Origin of the sequence: Streptomyces sp. NBC_00377 (genome assembly GCF_036075115.1) — a bacterium.
GTDB lineage: Bacteria > Actinomycetota > Actinomycetes > Streptomycetales > Streptomycetaceae > Streptomyces.
Window position 1 is genome coordinate 5,658,687 of record NZ_CP107958.1, and the last position, 16,092, is coordinate 5,674,778.

Here is a 16,092-nt window from a genome sequence, read left to right on the forward strand (position 1 = left end):
TCAGTGGTGTGAGCGCCAAGAGAGACGACCTGAGTACCCCGCACGACAAGCTGCCCATCCGGATGCTGCACGACCGTGTGCTCGTGCGGCAGGAGGCCGGCGAGGGTGAGCGGCGTTCGGGTGGCGGCATTCTGATTCCGGCCACCGCGGCGGTCGGTCGCCGGCTGGCCTGGGCGGCGGTCGTCGCGGTGGGGCAGAACGTGCGGACCGTGGAGCCGGGTGACCGGGTGCTGTACGACCCGGAGGACCGTGCGGAGGTCGAGGTGCGGGGTGTCGCGTACGTGCTGATGCGGGAGCGCGATCTGCATGCGGTGGCGGCGGACCGGTTCGAGGGGTCGGAGGACTCGACCGGGCTGTACCTCTGATCGGTCGCACCGTTGATCGGAAGGCGCCTGTGATTTAGCCGGTATGAAGGGCTGGTGACCATCGTCACCGGCCCTTTTGCCGTTGCTTTGCTACGTTTGGAAGGAGCCCGACGAGACGCGCCGTACCGGGACGGAGGCAAAGACGACGCACCGGTGTCCGTGCATCCGCGTCTCGGAGGTGCCTGTCATGGCCTGGGTTCTGCTTGTCGTCGCCGGTCTGCTCGAGGTCGGCTGGTCGGTCGGGATGAAGTACACGGACGGGTTCACGCGGCTCGTCCCGAGTCTGTTCACCGGCTCCGGCATCGTCGCGAGCATGCTGCTGCTGTCGTACGCCGCCCGTTCTCTGCCCATCGGCACCGCGTACGGCGTGTGGGTGGGGATCGGGGCGGCGGGGGCGGCGGTGGTCGGCATGGTGGTGCTGGGGGAGCCGGTGACCGCCGCCCGCATCTTCTTCGTGGGTCTGCTGCTGGTCGCCGTGGTGGGGCTCAAGGCGACCAGCGGTCACTGAGGTACGGCGGCCGCCGGGCCGGTCAGTCCCGGCGGGTGGCGGTGAGCTGGGGGCCGACGGTCGTTCCCTCACTGTTGCCGCCGTCTCCGCCCGGGCCGTCGGTGGCGCCGGCCGATGTGTTGCCGTCGGTGGTGCCGGAGCTGGTGCCCGAGGTCGTTCCGCTGTTCGTCCCGCCGCCGTCGGTGGTGCCGGTGGACGTGTTGCCGGTGGTGGCGCCACCGTTGGCTGCGCCGGAGGTGGTGTCTCCGTTCGTGCCGCCGGTGGTGGTCGCGGTGCCGCCCGTCTGGCCCTGGGTCTGGCCCTGCGGCCGGCCCTGGGTCTCGTCTCCGCTCGGCGTGCTGCCGCCGGTCTCGTCGGCGCTGGGCTCCTCCGAGGAGGGCGGGGACGAGGGGTAGGCGGTCTCCTCGCCGCCGTCCTGGATCTGGAGGTTGAAGTCCGACTCGGGGGTGCCCTTCAGGGCGTTCTTGGTGAACTGGGCCCAGATCTCGGTGGGCACGCCGCCGCCGTTGATGCGGGCCAGGCCCATCGCGCCCTTGAGGGACTTGTGGGCGGCGGTCTTCGGGTCCTGGCCCATGACCGCGACCACGGTGGCGAGGTCGGGGGTGTAGCCGGCGAACCAGGCGGCGGTGTCCTCCTCGGCGGTGCCGGTCTTGCCGGCGGCGGGGCGGCCGGCGGCCTGGGCCGCGGTGGCGGTGCCGTTCTGGACGACGCTGCGCAGGACGGAGGTGGTGGTGTCGGCGGCCTCGCGGCTGACGACCTGGGAGGCCTTCTGCGCGGGCAGGTCCACCACGTCGGAGCCGTCCTTGGTGACCTTCTCGATCAGGGTGTACGTGCCGTGCTTGCCGTGGTTGGCGAGGGTGGCGTAGGCCTCCGCCATGTCCAGGACGCTGGCGGTGGCCGTGCCCAGCGCGATGGAGGGGTAGGGCTGGAGGTCGGGGGTGTCGGTGGGCAGGCCGAGGTCGATCGCGGTCTGTTTGACCTTGGCGGGGCCGACATCGACGGCCATCTGCGCGTACACCGAGTTGACCGACTTGTCGGTGGCGGTGCGCACGTTGATGTTGCCGTAGTTGACGTAGTCCTCGTTCTCGGGGGCGTAGGTGCCGCCGCTCCAGCCCTGGATGGGGCGCTTGTTGGTGCCGTCGTAGATCGTGTTGGGGGTGATCTGGCGGCCGTCCTGGGTCTCGGAGCCGTTCTCGACGGCCGAGGTGAAGACGAAGGGCTTGAAGGTGGAGCCGACCTGGAAGTCCTGGCGGGTGGCGTTGTTGGTGTACTGCTTGATGTAGTCGATGCCGCCGTACAGGGCGAGGACCTTGCCGGTCTTGGGTTCGACTGCGGCGCCGCCGGCGCGGACGTAGGTGTCGACCTTGCGGTTCTTCTTGTCGAGCTTCTTCATCAGCTTGTCGTTGACGGCGTCGACGAAGGCGTTCTGCTTCTTCTTGTCGATGGTGGTGGTGATGCGGTAGCCGCCGGTGTCGAGTTCGTCCTGGGTGACGATCTTGTTCTCGCGCAGGTAGTCCTTGATCGCGTTGACGAGGTAGCCGCGCTGCCCGGACATGCCGGTGTCGGCGCCGGAGGTCTCCTTGACCGCGGGGAACTTCATGCCGGTGCGTGCGGACTGGCTGAGCCAGCCCTTGGTGACCATGCCGTCGAGGACGTAGTTCCAGCGGGCCTCGGCGGCCTTGCGGTTCTCGGGGTGGGCGATGATGTCGTATTCGCTGGGCGCGTTGACCAGGGCGGCGAGGTAGGCGCCCTGGGCGGGGGTGAGCTTGGCGGCCTCGATGCCGAAGTAGGCCTTGGCGGCGGCCTGCATTCCGTAGGCGTTGCGGCCGAAGTAGCTGGTGTTGAGGTAGCCCTCGAGGATGTCGTCCTTGGAGGTCTCGTGGTCCAGCTTGATGGAGATGAAGAACTCCTTCACCTTGCGGGTGACGGTCTGTTCCTGTGCGAGGTAGTAGTTCTTCACGTACTGCTGGGTGATCGTGGAGCCGGACTGCCTGCCCTTGCCGGTGGCGGTGTTCCAGCCGGCCCGGAGCATCGCCTTGGGGTCGATGGCGGACTCGGTGTAGAAGTCGCGGTCCTCGGCGGCGAGGACGGCGTGCTGGGCGTCCTTGGAGATCTGGGCGAGGTCGACGTTCTCGCGGTTGACCTTGCCGTCGCGGGCGATCTCGGTGCCGTCGGCGTAGAGGTAGACGTTGGACTGCTTGGTGGCGAGCGCGTTGGCCGGCGGGATCTTGACCATCGAGTAGCCGAGGACGAACAGGCCGCCGATGACCAGGACACCGAGGACGAAGGTGCCGAGCACCATCCGCCAGGTGGGCAGGAGCCGGCGCAGGCCGGTGCGCTTGGGTCGCTTCACCTTCGTGCTCTCCTTGCCTTCGCTGCCACTTCCCCCGTCACCCGCTCGGGGTGGTCCGGGTGCCGTGCCTTCGGTCGGCTGCTGCGGCTGCGGCTCGTCACTCATGTGTTGCAGGACTCCTGTTTCGCGTCGTACGTTCCCGTGCGCCTTCAACGCCTCTTACGTCTGTTACGCCTCGTACGCGTTCTGCGCCCCCTGCTGAAGACTCTCGCACCGAGTGTTCCGTTCCCGGCAATCGGCGCGCGTTCCGTCACATGTCCTGCGGGGCCGTCGTGCGGGTGCCGGCGTGCCGTCGTGCCCGGAAAACGCGTGGCACGCGGTCGGGGCGGCGCACTAGGCTCCTGCGCTTCGGTGTCGAAGGGGGCACGAGGGGTGACTATCGGGCGAGGAGGACGGTTGCCTTGGGATCGGCGCGGTTGTACGCCGCCGTCGCGTCGGGGGGTTTCAGAAGGTACGCGACCTATCGGGTGGCCACGGCCGCCGGCGTGTTCACCAACACCGTTTTCGGCCTGATCCTCGTCTACGCGTACCTGGCGCTGTGGGACGAGCGGCCGCACCTGGGGGGCTATGACCAGGCGCAGGCCGTCACCTATGTGTGGCTGGGGCAGGCGCTGTTCGCGACGCTCGCGATCCAGGGCGGCGGTTTCGAGACCGAGCTGATGGAGCGGATCCGTACGGGTGAGGTCGCCGTCGATCTGTATCGGCCGGCCGATCTTCAGCTGTGGTGGCTGGCGAGCGACATGGGGCGGGCGTTGTTCCAGTTGCTGGGGCGGGGGGTGATTCCCTTCGTCTTCGGGGCGTTGTTCTTTCCCACGGCGTTGCCGGACGATCCGGTGATCTGGCTGGCCCTGCTGGTCTCGATCCTGCTGGCGATGGTGGTGAGTTACGGGATCCGGTTCCTGGTGGCGCTGAGCGGGTTCTGGCTGCTGGACGGTACGGGGGCGCTTCAGGTGCTGATGGTCACCGGGGTGTTCTTCTCGGGGATGGCGCTGCCGCTCAACGCCTTCCCGCAGCCGCTGGGTGATCTGGTGACGCTGCTGCCGTGGTCGGCGTTGTTGCAGATGCCCGCCGACGTGCTGATGGGGCGTGTCGCACCGTTGTCCGCGTTCGCTTTCCAGGCGGGGTGGGCGGTGGTGCTGCTGGCGGTGGGCCGGTGGGTGCAGGGGGCGGCGACGCGGCGGGTGGTGGTGCAGGGTGGGTGAGGGCGGCCGGCTGGTGGAGGGGCTGCGGGCGTACCGGCTGATCGCCGGGATGTGGATCCGTTCGACGCTGGCGTACCGGGTGTCGTTCGTCCTGACGGTGCTCGGTGGTCTGCTGGTGACGGGGCTGGACTTTGTCGCGATCCTGCTGATGTTCTCGCAGGTCGATGTCCTCGGCGGTTACACGTTGCCGGAGGTCGCCTTTCTGTACGGGGTGTCGGCGACGTCGTTCGGGTTCGCGGATCTGGCGATCGGGTCGGCGGGCCGGCTCGGCACGCGGGTGCGGGACGGCACGCTGGACACGTTGCTGGTGCGGCCCGCGCCGGTGCTGGCGCAGGTCGCCGCGGACCGCTTCGCGCTGCGCCGGGTGGCGCGGATCGCGCAGGGCGTGCTGGTGCTGGGCTATGCGTGCGCGGCGCTGGATGTGGTCTGGACGCCGGTGAGGCTGCTGCTGGTGCCGGTGATGATGCTGTGCGGGGGGCTGATCTTCTCGGCGGTGTTCGTGGCGGGCGCGGCGTTCCAGTTCGTGGCGCAGGACGCGGCGGAGGTGCAGTCGGCGTTCACGTTCGGCGGTCAGACGCTGTTGCAGTATCCGCCGACGGTGTTCGGCCGTGAGCTGGTGCGCGGGGTGACGTTCGTGCTGCCGCTGGCGTTCGTCAACTGGGTGCCTGGTTCCTATGTGTTGGGGCGGCCGTATCCGCTGGGGCTGCCGGAGTGGGCGGTGTTCGCTCCGCCGCTGGTGGCGGCGGTGTGCTGTGCGGCGGCGGGGGTGGCGTGGCGGGCGGGTCTGCGGACGTATCGGAGCACGGGGAGTTGAGGGCGATGGTGTCGGAGGGCGTGGAGCGGGCGGAGAGCGCGTTCATCGAGGTGGACCGGGTGGAGAAGGTCTTCGACGTGCGCAGGAGGACGGGTTTCCTGAAGCGGGAGCTGCGGCGGGTGCGGGCGGTGGACGCGATCTCGTTCACCGTGGCGCGCGGCGAGATGGTCGGCTACATCGGGCCGAACGGCGCGGGGAAGTCGACGACGATCAAGATGCTGACGGGGATCCTGACGCCGAGCGGGGGCCGGCTGCGGGTCGCCGGGATCGATCCGTCGCGTGAGCGGAGGCGGCTGGCGCATCGGATCGGGGTGGTGTTCGGGCAGCGTACGACGCTGTGGTGGGACCTTCCGCTGATCGACTCCTACCGTCTGATGCACCGCATGTACCGCATCCCGGACACCCGTTACCGGGAGAACCTGGACCGGCTGGTCGAACTCCTCGATCTGTCGGCCCTGTTGGAGGTGCCGGTGCGTCAGCTGTCGCTGGGCCAGCGGATGCGGGGGGATATCGCGGCGGCGCTGCTGCACGACCCGGAGGTGCTGTACCTGGACGAGCCGACGATCGGGCTGGACGTGGTCTCCAAGGCGCGGGTGCGGGAGTTCCTGCGGGAGCTGAACACCGAGCGGGGGACGACGGTCCTGCTCACCACGCACGACCTCCAGGACATCGAGCAGCTCTGCTCGCGGGTGATGGTCATCGACCACGGTCGCCTGGTCTACGACGGCGCGCTGGCGGGGCTGCACGAGGCGGGGGAGAGCGAGCGGACGCTGGTGGTGGATCTGGAGCGGGAGTTGCCGCCGGTCGAGGTGGGGGAGGCCGCGCGGGTGGTGAGGGTGGAGGGGCCGAGGCAGTGGCTGAAGTTCCCGGCGTCGGAGTCGGCGGCTCCGCTCGTCGCCCGGATCGCGGCTCAGTACCCGCTGGTCGACCTGTCGGTGCGGGAGCCGGACATCGAGGCGGTGATCGCGAAGATGCTGTATGCGACGGGTGACGCCCCCGGGTCTCCGTCCCCGCCGGAGCCGGAGCCGGAGCCCACGAGAGAGACCGTAGTGCCGGGGCCCGGGAACTCGTAGGCTGCTGACATGACCGACGACGCAGCCCCGGGCCTGCCGGATCTCCGTGCCTCCGACGCCGATCGTGAGCGGGTCGCCGAGGTCCTGCGGGACGCCCTCGCGGAGGGCCGTCTCGACATGGCGGAGTTCGAGGAACGGCTGGAGGAGACGTACAAGGCGCGCACCTACGGGGAGTTGACGCCGATCACCCGGGACCTGCCGGTCGCCGGGGTGGTGCCCCCGCCGGTCGTGTCACTGAACAAGGAGCCTCCCGCTGACGGGAGTTGGGCGGGGCGGGTGGTGGGCGGCGAGGGTTCGTCGACCTGGGCGGTGGCCGTGCTGTCCGGCTTCCAGCGCAGGGGCCGCTGGACGGTTCCCCGGCGTTTCACCTGCTTCGCGTTCTGGGGCGGCGGGGAGATCGACCTGCGCGAGGCGGACTTCGCCGCCGGTGAGGTCGAGATCAACTGTGTCGCGATCATGGGCGGGGTGCAGATCATCGTCCCGCCGGGGGTGGAGGTCGTCGTCCGCGGGATCGGTGTGATGGGCGGCTTCGACCAGGGGCAGAGCGATGAGCACGGGCACCCCGACGCGCCGCGGGTGGTCGTCGGCGGGTTCGCCTTCTGGGGCGGGGTCGGTGTCGAGCGCAAGAAGACGCGGGCCGCCCGGCGGCAGGAGAAGCTCGACCGCAAGGCGGCGAAGCGCGAGCTGCGCGCGGCTTCCCGGGACGACGCGCACGACGCCCGGGTGCGGATGCTGGAGGGACACAAGGACGTCCTGCGGGGGCATCGCCACGGCCACGCGAGCGGGTCGGGCTCCCGCGAGGAGCAGCGGGAGCACCGTTACGAGGACTGAGGGTCGCCTGCTGCCCGCGGCCGCCGTCGGGGCGGGACGGTGAGGGCGCGCGGCGGCAGGACGGTCGTCGTCGGGAGGTATCGGCTGTGGCGGGGCTGACGGTCCTCGTGCGGCCCGGGGTTGCCCCGGCGTGCGACGGCGGCCCCGGCCGGGCGGGGGCCGACGGCTGCCAGTGCCGTGACCGCAAGGGTTGCCGGGAAGCTCGCGGCGTCCGGTGCGGTGCATCGCAAGGCGGAGCATCGCCCGCGTACCGGATGTACTCGGGTGAGGCGACAACGCGGCGTGGGGGCACCCCCGGCCGAAGGCTGGGGGAGTGCCGTGCCGGGCGTCGCGAGCCGGTGAACCCTTCCCGGTCACGGCACTAGAGCCGGGCGGGCGCCGATCCCTTCAGCTTCGTCAGGGCGATGGTCCCGGCCATCTTGCGGTAGCCGCGGTCGCTGGGGTGCAGATGGTCGCCCGAGTCGTACTCCGCGCGCAGGCTGCGCGGGTCGTACGGGTCGCGCAGCGCCTCGTCGAAGTCGACGACCTCGTCGAACACCGCGTCCGACCGGATCGCCCGGTTGATCCGCTGCCGCACGTCCTCGCGGGCGGCGGTGTACCCGCGGTGGCCGCGGAAGGGTGTGAGGGTGCCGCCAACGACCTTGACGCCGTGGGCGTGGGCCCGTTCGACGAGGGTGCGCAGACCGTCCACGACCTTCTGCGGGTCGGCGAGCAGCGGGTCGCGCAGGATGTCGTTGATGCCGAGGTCGATGACGACGACCTTGGCGTTCGTGCGGCCGAGGACGTCCCGGTCGAAGCGGTTGAGGCCGGCCGCACCGCGGCGGGGGTCGTCGACGAGGACGCGGTTGCCGCTGATGCCCTCGTTGACGACGCCGTAGCGGGGGGCGTCCCCGCCGGCGGCGACGCTCTCCCGCAACCGGTCGGCGAGGACGTCGGGCCAGCGGCGGTTCGCGCCCTGCGTGGAGGTGACGCCGTCGGTGATGGAGTCGCCGAAGGCGACGACGGTGCCGTCGGCCTCGTTGCTGAGCACGTCCAGCGCGGTCAGGTAGCGCCAGTACGGGCCGGCTCCGGTGAACGCGGCGCCGGTCACGTCCTCGGTGGACTCGCCCTCGGCGACGTAGCTGGTCTGCCTGGCGTGCGGGTGGTAGGTGACCGGGCCGGCGGAAGTGGGCGCGTAGACGCTGACCAGGATGTCGGAGTCGTGCGGGACGGCGACGCCGACGGCGTCGCTGACCGTCTGCCCGCCGGCCGGGACGACGACCGTGGTGGCCCCGCCGAAGGTGAGCCGGCGCAGCGTGTCGGGCACCGCGGCCGCGCTCCCGCCGTCGGCCGCGACGGCGAGGGTGGCGTGCGTCACGGTGAGGGGGCCGGTGCCGTAGAGATTGGACAGTGTGACGCGGGCACTCGTCCCGCCGACGCTGGTGTGCACGACGTTGCGGACCGTGCGGCCCGCCGTGCCGCCGTCCGCGGTCCCCCGTTCGCCGCCGACCGGGGCGGCCCCCCAGGTGCCGACCCAGACGCCCGTCGAGACGGGGGCGGCGTCACCGGGACCGGGAGCCGCGGCGAGGGGCACTTCGCGGGGACCGCGCCCGGGACCGTGGTCGGAGGCGACGGTGACGTACAGGGCGGCGGACAGGCCCACGACAAGGGCGACGATCGCCGACAGGAGGGCGCCGTGCCGCGTGCGGGGCACCCCCGCACCACCGACGTTTCGCCTGGTCATGCGGGTGTGGTTCTCCTCGGTGAAGGGAGCGGGACGGCTCCGGGTCCTACGGGCACCCGTTCACGGGGCATGTGTTCCTACGGGTATGCCTGCATACGGGAGTTCACCGTCGAGCTCCCCCCCCTGACAGACGCCGGGAACTCTTGTTCCGTTCCGGGAGTCGGTCAAGCAGGGACAATATCTGCGTGCGGGCACGGGTGGCACGCGGCGTCGACCGGAACGGATGGAACGGATGGATCGTACGGAAGCGGAGCGGCCTGCCGGTACCGGGGCGGCGCGCGCGATGACCGTCTTCAGCGCCGCCGACGAGGAGAAGCGGCGCGGGGTGCGCCAGATGAAGCTCACCGCGGCCGGGCTGCTGCTGTTCGTGGCTGTGGTCTACGTCCTCGCCGAGTGGGCCTCCCACCGGGGCGCGGGCCCCTGGGCGGGCTATGTGGCGGCCGCGGCGGAGGCGGGCATGGTCGGTGCGCTCGCCGACTGGTTCGCGGTCACGGCGCTGTTCCGTCACCCGCTCGGCCTGCCCATCCCGCACACGGCGATCATTCCGAACAAGAAGGACCAGCTGGGCGTCTCGCTGGGCGAGTTCGTCGGGGAGAACTTCCTCTCCGAGGACGTCGTACGGCAGCGGCTGCGCTCGGTCGGCATCGGCACCCGGCTGGGTGCGTGGCTCGCCGAACCGGAGCACGCCGACCGGGTGACGGCGGAGCTGGCGACGGCGCTGCGCGGGGCGCTCACGGTCCTGCGCGACTCTGATGTGCAGGCCGTGGTGGGGGAGGCGATCACGCGGCGCGCGGACGCGCAGGAGATCGCGCCGGGCATCGGCAAGATGCTGGAGAAGATCGTCGTGGACGGCGGTCACCGGCGGGCCGTGGACCTGGTGGTGGCCAGGGCGTACGACTGGCTGGTGCTGCACGGCGACTCGGTGATGGGCGCGGTGGAGGGCGGCGCCCCCGGCTGGACCCCCCGGTTCGTCGACAGGCGGATCGGTGAGCGCGTCTACAAGGAGCTGCTGCGGTTCTGCGCGGAGATGCGGGACATGCCGTCCCACCCGGCGCGGGGCGCTCTCGACCGGTTCCTCACCGATTTCGCCTCCGACCTCCAGTCCGACACGGACACCCGGGCGCGGGTGGAACGGCTCAAGGGCGAGGTGCTGGGCCGGGGCGAGGTGCAGGACCTGATCGCGTCCGCCTGGACCGCCGTCCGCTCCATGATGGTCGCGGCGGCGGAGGACGAACGCAGCGAGCTGCGGCTGCGCGTGCGGGCCTCGCTGCTGTCCCTGGGGGCCCGGATGGCGACCGAGCGCAAGGTCCAGGAGAAGGTGGACAGCTGGGTCGAGGGCGCTGCCGTGCACGTGGTGACGACGTACCGGCGGGAGATCACCTCCCTGATCACCGACACGGTCGCGGGCTGGGACGCCGAGCACACCACCCGCAAGATCGAGGCCAACATCGGCCGCGACCTCCAGTTCATCCGGATCAACGGCACGGTGGTGGGTTCGCTCGCCGGACTGCTGATCTACACCGTGGCGCGGGCGCTCGGGGCTTGAAAGCGCTGGTCGCGGGAACCCGACCGGCGTTCCGCTCGATGAGGAGCGTGCCGAGGAGGGAGCCCATGACCAGCGCCGAAGCTGCCGTGCCGGCCGAGCCGGACCGCACGATCACCACTGACATCCCCGCCCGCCTCGACCGGCTGCCCTGGTCACGCTGGCACTGGACCATCGTCTTCGGACTCGGCACCGTATGGATCCTGGACGGCCTCGAGGTCACGGTCGTGGGGAACATCGCCGCCCGGCTGTCGGAGCCGGGCAGCGGCCTGCCGATCACCTCGGGGCAGGTCACCGGCATCGCGGCCGCGCTGTACGTGGCCGGCGCCTGTGCCGGCGCCCTCTTCTGGGGCCGGCTGACCGACAAGTGGGGCCGCAAGAAGCTGTTCATGATCACCCTCGCGGTGTATCTGGCGGCCACCGCCCTGACCGCGGTCTCCTTCGACACCTGGTGGTTCCTGCTGTTCCGGTTCCTCACCGGCTTCGGCATCGGCGGCGAGTACGCGGCCATCAACTCCGCGATCGACGAGCTGATCCCCGCGCAGTACCGGGGGCGGGTCGACCTGATGATCAACGGCAGCTTCTGGCTGGGCGCGGTCGGCGGTTCGCTGCTGTCGATCGTCGCGCTGAACACGGACATCTTCGCGGCGGACGTGGGCTGGCGGCTGACGTTCGCGCTGGGCGCGGTCCTCGCCCTGGTGATCCTACTCGTGCGGCGGCACGTCCCGGAGAGCCCGCGCTGGCTGCTGATCCACGGCCGGGACCGGGAGGCCGAGGAGATCGTCTCCTCGATCGAGAAGCAGATCGAGGAGGACAAGGGAGAACGGCTGCCGCGGGCCGAGGGCGAACTCACGATCCACCAGCGCCGCAGCGTCTCCTTCATGGAGATCGCCCGCACGGTGTTCTCCGACTACCGGCGCCGTTCGATCCTCGGCTTCTCCCTCTTCATCGGGCAGGCGTTCCTCTACAACGCGATCACCTTCGGCTTCGGCGCGATCCTGACCAAGTTCTTCGACGTGCCGAGCGGCAACACCGGCTACTACTTCGCCGTCATCGCGATCGGCAACTTCTGCGGCCCGCTGCTGCTGGGCAAGCTGTTCGACACCGTCGGCCGACGGGTGATGATCTCCTCGACGTATCTGCTCTCCGGCGCGCTGCTGTTCGGTACGGCCTGGCTGTTCGACCAGGGCTCGCTGAACGCGACGACGATGACCGCCTGCTGGTGCGCGGTGCTGTTCTTCGCGTCGGCGGGAGCGTCGAGCGCCTATCTGACGGTGTCCGAGGTCTTCCCGATGGAGACCCGCGCCATGTCCATCGCCTTCTTCTACGCCCTCGGCACCGCCGCCGGCGGCATCAGCGGCCCCCTGCTGTTCGCCAAGCTCACCGACACGGGCAAGGTCGGCGACACGGTTCTCGCCTTCTCCATCGGCGCGACCCTGATGTGCCTGGCGGGCCTGGTCGCGGCGTTCCTCGCGGTCAAGGCCGAGCGACGCTCCCTGGAGGACATCGCCAAGCCCCTGACGGCGGCGGCGGCGAAGGCACGCGAGGCGACGAAGGGAGACCGCTCGAGCAAGGCGACCGCCTGAGGCCCGCCGGCCGCGTCCCGGTGTCCCCTACCGCTCCTCGCCCCGGGCCCCCCGTCCCCGTCGGCGCAGCAGCAGGCCGCCGGCCAGTGCGGTGAGACCGGTGGTCGCGGTCCAGGCGGCGAGGTCGGTGGAACCGGTGGACGCGAGGCCGCCGCTCTTCGGGGCGGCGGCCTCCGCGCTGTCGTGACCCGTCGGGGCGGAGGTCCCGGCCAATCCGCCCGCTGCCGCGCCGGACGGGGTGCGGTTGCGGATGCACGCCAGGGAGACGGGCGGCACGGGGCTCCGACAGCGAAAACCTGGCCGGCTCCTCGTGACGCCGTCTCGGGTCCGGTCAGGCCCCGGTCGTCGACCCCGGCCGGACGATCATCAGGATCGTCACGGTCGCCCACAGCAGGTTGAACACTCCGGTGAACATGGCCAGTTGCACCGTCGTCTCGCGCGCACCGCCGCCCTCGACGAGCACCTCCTGCCGGGGCAGCACGAGGACGAGCAGCACACCCGCGGCCAGCACGGTCAGCACGATCGACGTGATCAGCCAGGGGTCGCCCATCACGCCCATCGAGCCCGCCGTGGCGAACCCGAAGACGGGGACGGCGAGGCCGACAGCCGCATACACCTGGCAGATGCGGTGCAGCAGCCGGACGGTCTCGCCCGCGCGGGCGTCGTCCGGCGCGGCCAGAGCCCGGCGCGCGGCGGGCGGGAACATGCTGGCGGCGACGGTGACGGGCCCGATCGCGACGATCGCGGCGAGGACGTGCACGGCGAGGAGGAACTTGGTCACCCCCCGACGCTAGGCGGCGAGGGTGACCCGCGGAAGCGGCGCAAATGCCAGAGGGCGACGGATTCCCGCCAGCGGTGGGGGCGGGGGTCGGGGCGGGGCCCGGGCGGGGGTGGCCAAGGGGGCCGGGGTGGCCGTGATCCGTCGTATGCCTACGCTTTTGCCATGCACACCGTCGCCGTAGTGGCCCTGGACGGGGTCGTCCCGTTCGATCTGTCCGCCCCGATCGACACCTTCGGCTGGGCGCGGCTGCCCGACGGCCGCCCTGCCTACCGGGTCCGGGTCTGTTCGCCGTCCGACTCCGGGGAGGTGAGCGCGGGGGCGTTCACCGTCCGGGCGCCCCACGGGCTCGAGGCTCTGGCCGAGGCGGACACGATCATCCTGCCCGGGGTCGCGGACCCGCAGGACGCGTTGCCGATCCGCGTCGCCGAGGCCCTGCGGGACGCGGCGGCGAACGGCACCCGCATCGCCTCGGTCTGCGTCGGCGCGTTCCTGTTCGCCGCGACCGGCCTGCTGGACGGGCTGCGCGCGACGACGCACTGGGCCGCGGCGCGTGACCTGGCCGAGCGCTACCCGAAGGTCACGGTCGACCCGAACGTCCTCTACGTCGACAACGGTCAGTTCCTCACCTCGGCGGGTGCCGCCGCGGCCCTCGACATGTGCCTGCACATGATCCGGGGCGACTACGGCTCGGCGGTCGCCGCCCAGACGGCCCGGATGTCGGTCATGCCGCTCGAACGCGAGGGCGGCCAGGCCCAGTTCATCGTCCACGACCCACCGCCGACGCCCGCCGGGGCGACCCTCGAACCCGTGCTGGCCTGGCTGGAGGACAACTGCGGCCGGGAGGTGACGCTGGAACAGGTCGCCGCCCGGGCCGGCATGAGCATCCGCACCCTCAACCGCCGCTTCAGCGAGCAGACCGGGACGACACCGCTGCGCTGGCTGCACCGGGCGCGGGTGCGGCGCGCGCAGTACCTGCTGGAGTCGACGGCGTACCCGGTGGAACGCATCGCCGCGCAGGCGGGTTTCGGCTCCCCGACGGCGTTCCGCGAGCGCTTCCGCAAGGTGGTGGGCACCAGCCCGCAGGGGTACCGGCGGGCGTTCCGGTCGGGGGAGATGGCGGTGGCCGGCGAAAAGGCCGGCGAAAAGGCCGGGGGAGCGGGCCCGGGAGCGGTCCCGCGCGTGGGCGGGGAGCGGGCCGGGGAGAGGCGGCAACCCGCCAGATGAAGATCGTATAAGGTGACGCGCCGTGGCATGCGCAAACGCGTGAACCGCGGCACGTACTCGGGGGAGATCTCACGTGAACACCGGCAGCCCGGTCCGCTCCGGCGCGCTCCGCGCCCTGCCCAGCCCGCTCGCCGTCGCCTCGGCCCTGGCCGAACCCTCCCGCGCCGACCGGGTGGACGACCCCACGGTGCGCGTCCTGGCCTGGGCCCGGACGGCGGTGGGCCTGGCCGCGACGGTGTGGCTGGTCATGGCGTTCCCGCTGCGGGTGGGACGCGAGAAGTTCGTCATGGACAAACTCGAGGACTTGCTCATCGGCTGCGGGATCACCTTCGCCACGGCCTTCGTCGCCGTGACGGCGTTCATCGCCACGGCCCGCTCACCGCTCGGCCGGGTGTACGCGCGTCGCCTGCTGGGCCCGCTGCTGACCGTGTTCGCGATCGCGCTCGGCACCGCGGTCTGCTGGTTCCTGGTCAGACTGCTGAAGGGCGAGATCATCACACCGTCCGACTTCGGCTACCACGGCATCCTCTTCGGCATCCTGCTCATCGTGGTGTTCGCCCTCGGCACCCTCGCCTGCGCCGCCGCGCTGCTGCTCGCGATCCCCGTCACCGTGCTGGCCCTGGTCTACGCCTTCAACTCCTGCTTCCGCCTGGGCGACGTCCACGACCTGCTGCCGGCCCTGATCTCACCGCTCCTGGTCTGGTCGCTTTTCGGCCTGGGCCTGCTGGACGACCCGGAGGTGGCCGCCCCACCGCTCGTCCTCTACGGCTTCCTGGTGGGCGGGCCGCTGTCCGTGACCCTGCTGTCGGTGTGGGAGGTGGCACGACTGCGCCGACGCCACGGGGTGACCCTGCGTTCGGCGCTGGGCCGGTAGCCCCAAGGGCCCCGACGCCGGGCGGCCCGGTGATCCGAGGGCCGAGTGCCCGGTGTGTCAGGAGCGGCGGTCGGCAACCGCCCAGGACGCGAGTGCGACCGCGCCCGCCACGCCGAACACCGACGGCCAGGCGCCCACCTTCTTCGCGAGCGGATGCGACCCCGCGAACGCGGCGACGTACGCGGCGGTCAGCGCCCCCGCCGCCTTCCCGCCCGCCTGCCGGCGCCACTGCCGCGCCGCCGCGGCCCCCGCGACGGCGAGGACGGCCCCGCCCAGCGGCCGCTGCCTCGTCCACCGGGCCACCCCGTACCCGCCGACCAGCCCGCCCGCGGCGATCACCGCGCTGGGAACCTTCGTCATGTCTGCCCGCCTTCTCGTCGGTCGGCATCGATCGCCCCGAGGCTAACCCGTGGACACACCCACCCCGAACCTGAGCCCCTGCTTGTCAACTTTCCTCTCGCGAGCTATATAAGAAGGCGTGAGGCATCGCACTGACAGCGACTCTGGAAGGAGTGACCCGTGATGCTCATGCGTACCGACCCGTTCCGTGAATTCGACCGACTCGCCCAGCAGTTCTTCGGCCCCGGCACGGGAAGCGGCACCGACCACCACCCCGCGGCGATGGCGATGGACGCCTACCGCTCGGGCGACGACTTCCTCGTCCACTTCGACCTCCCCGGCATCGACCCGGAGACGATCGAACTCGACGTCGAACGCAACGTCCTCAACGTGCGCGCCGAGCGCCGTTCCCCCGCCCCCGAGGGAGCGGAGCTGATCGTCGCCGAGCGCCCGACGGGCACCTTCACCCGTCAGCTCTTCCTCGGCGAGACCCTCGACACGGAGCGCATCGACGCCTCGTACGAGGCCGGCGTACTGACCCTCCGCATCCCGGTGGCCGAACAGGCCAAGCCGCGCCGCATCCAGATCACGGGCGGCACGAGGGGCGACCGCAGGCAACTGGGCGGATGACGGCTGCCTGACGCCTGAAGGGCTCGGGAGGGCAGAGGCTCGGGACAGACAAGGGCTCGGGAGAGCGCGGACGCGGACGCTCACAGCCCGCGGACACGGCGACGGCCCGCGGACGCAGCGACAGCTCGCGCCCGCCCTCCCGAGCCCGAGCTCGGGCCCAGGCGCAAGCTCAGACCCCGTCCGGGGCTCAGGCTCAGCCGAAGCCCCGAGCCCGCTCAGCCGAAGCCCCGAGCCCAGAGCCCTGAG

At 71.4% G+C, this 16,092-nt stretch carries 16 protein-coding genes and 1 riboswitch; of the genes, 11 read left to right on the forward strand and 5 right to left on the reverse strand.

What is annotated here, in order from left to right:
• Window positions 1–62: 62 nt before the first annotated feature.
• Together OHS71_RS25305 and OHS71_RS25310 are read left to right on the forward strand one after the other, a co-directional pair.
• Entirely contained in the window at window positions 63–365 is a 303-nt protein-coding gene (locus OHS71_RS25305; RefSeq protein ID WP_385270856.1) for a GroES family chaperonin, read from the forward strand.
• 84 nt (window positions 366–449) lie between these two features.
• Window positions 450–517: riboswitch (guanidine-III (ykkC-III) riboswitch) on the forward strand.
• Window positions 518–552: 35 nt separating this feature from the next.
• On the forward strand, window positions 553–873 hold the full coding sequence (locus OHS71_RS25310; protein WP_328481624.1) for a DMT family transporter: 321 nt from the start codon (window positions 553–555) through the stop codon (window positions 871–873).
• Window positions 874–895: 22 nt separating this feature from the next.
• On the opposite strand, the gene OHS71_RS25315 is transcribed toward OHS71_RS25310, so the two are convergent.
• Window positions 896–3,331, reverse strand: a complete 2,436-nt coding sequence (locus OHS71_RS25315; protein ID WP_328481625.1) for a transglycosylase domain-containing protein — start codon at window positions 3,329–3,331, stop codon at window positions 896–898.
• A gap of 296 nt (window positions 3,332–3,627) precedes the next feature.
• On the opposite strand from OHS71_RS25315, the gene OHS71_RS25320 reads away from it, so the two are divergent.
• The 4 genes from OHS71_RS25320 to OHS71_RS25335 are packed head-to-tail and all read left to right on the forward strand — an operon-like array spanning window position 3,628 to window position 7,146.
• A complete protein-coding gene (locus OHS71_RS25320) occupies window positions 3,628–4,428 on the forward strand; it encodes an ABC transporter permease (protein WP_328481626.1) in 801 nt (266 codons plus the stop codon).
• Between the two features lie 49 nt (window positions 4,429–4,477).
• Window positions 4,478–5,242: an ABC transporter permease gene (locus OHS71_RS25325; protein ID WP_328484637.1), complete on the forward strand. Its 765-nt coding sequence runs from the start codon at window positions 4,478–4,480 to the stop codon at window positions 5,240–5,242.
• 5 nt (window positions 5,243–5,247) lie between these two features.
• The gene (locus OHS71_RS25330; protein WP_328481627.1) at window positions 5,248–6,315 is read left to right on the forward strand and encodes an ABC transporter ATP-binding protein; all 1,068 of its coding nucleotides are present in this window, start codon (window positions 5,248–5,250) and stop codon (window positions 6,313–6,315) included.
• A 9-nt stretch (window positions 6,316–6,324) separates the two neighbouring features.
• The gene (locus OHS71_RS25335; protein ID WP_328481628.1) at window positions 6,325–7,146 is read left to right on the forward strand and encodes a DUF1707 SHOCT-like domain-containing protein; all 822 of its coding nucleotides are present in this window, start codon (window positions 6,325–6,327) and stop codon (window positions 7,144–7,146) included.
• A gap of 361 nt (window positions 7,147–7,507) precedes the next feature.
• On the opposite strand, the gene OHS71_RS25340 is transcribed toward OHS71_RS25335, so the two are convergent.
• The gene (locus tag OHS71_RS25340) at window positions 7,508–8,869 is read right to left on the reverse strand and encodes an SGNH/GDSL hydrolase family protein (protein ID WP_328481629.1); all 1,362 of its coding nucleotides are present in this window, start codon (window positions 8,867–8,869) and stop codon (window positions 7,508–7,510) included.
• A 223-nt stretch (window positions 8,870–9,092) separates the two neighbouring features.
• Here OHS71_RS25340 and OHS71_RS25345 point away from each other — a divergent pair, with 223 nt between their 5' ends.
• A complete protein-coding gene (locus OHS71_RS25345; protein WP_328481630.1) occupies window positions 9,093–10,415 on the forward strand; it encodes a DUF445 domain-containing protein in 1,323 nt (440 codons plus the stop codon).
• A gap of 65 nt (window positions 10,416–10,480) precedes the next feature.
• Window positions 10,481–11,998, forward strand: a complete 1,518-nt coding sequence (locus OHS71_RS25350; RefSeq protein WP_328481631.1) for an MFS transporter — start codon at window positions 10,481–10,483, stop codon at window positions 11,996–11,998.
• Between the two features lie 27 nt (window positions 11,999–12,025).
• Here the strand turns inward: OHS71_RS25350 and OHS71_RS25355 are convergent, their stop codons facing one another.
• Both OHS71_RS25355 and OHS71_RS25360 read right to left on the reverse strand, forming a co-directional pair.
• Entirely contained in the window at window positions 12,026–12,274 is a 249-nt protein-coding gene (locus OHS71_RS25355; protein WP_328481632.1) for a hypothetical protein, read from the reverse strand.
• 55 nt (window positions 12,275–12,329) lie between these two features.
• A complete protein-coding gene (locus tag OHS71_RS25360) occupies window positions 12,330–12,779 on the reverse strand; it encodes a hypothetical protein (protein ID WP_328481633.1) in 450 nt (149 codons plus the stop codon).
• Between the two features lie 162 nt (window positions 12,780–12,941).
• On the opposite strand from OHS71_RS25360, the gene OHS71_RS25365 reads away from it, so the two are divergent.
• Both OHS71_RS25365 and OHS71_RS25370 read left to right on the forward strand, forming a co-directional pair.
• Window positions 12,942–14,003, forward strand: a complete 1,062-nt coding sequence (locus OHS71_RS25365) for a GlxA family transcriptional regulator (RefSeq protein WP_328481634.1) — start codon at window positions 12,942–12,944, stop codon at window positions 14,001–14,003.
• A gap of 73 nt (window positions 14,004–14,076) precedes the next feature.
• Window positions 14,077–14,877, forward strand: a complete 801-nt coding sequence (locus OHS71_RS25370; protein ID WP_328481635.1) for a hypothetical protein — start codon at window positions 14,077–14,079, stop codon at window positions 14,875–14,877.
• Between the two features lie 57 nt (window positions 14,878–14,934).
• On the opposite strand, the gene OHS71_RS25375 is transcribed toward OHS71_RS25370, so the two are convergent.
• On the reverse strand, window positions 14,935–15,237 hold the full coding sequence (locus tag OHS71_RS25375; RefSeq protein WP_328481636.1) for a hypothetical protein: 303 nt from the start codon (window positions 15,235–15,237) through the stop codon (window positions 14,935–14,937).
• A gap of 162 nt (window positions 15,238–15,399) precedes the next feature.
• Between OHS71_RS25375 and OHS71_RS25380 the strand changes: the two genes are divergently transcribed.
• Complete coding sequence (locus tag OHS71_RS25380; protein ID WP_328484638.1) at window positions 15,400–15,846, forward strand: Hsp20/alpha crystallin family protein; 447 nt, start codon at window positions 15,400–15,402, stop codon at window positions 15,844–15,846.
• Window positions 15,847–16,092: the final 246 nt, after the last annotated feature.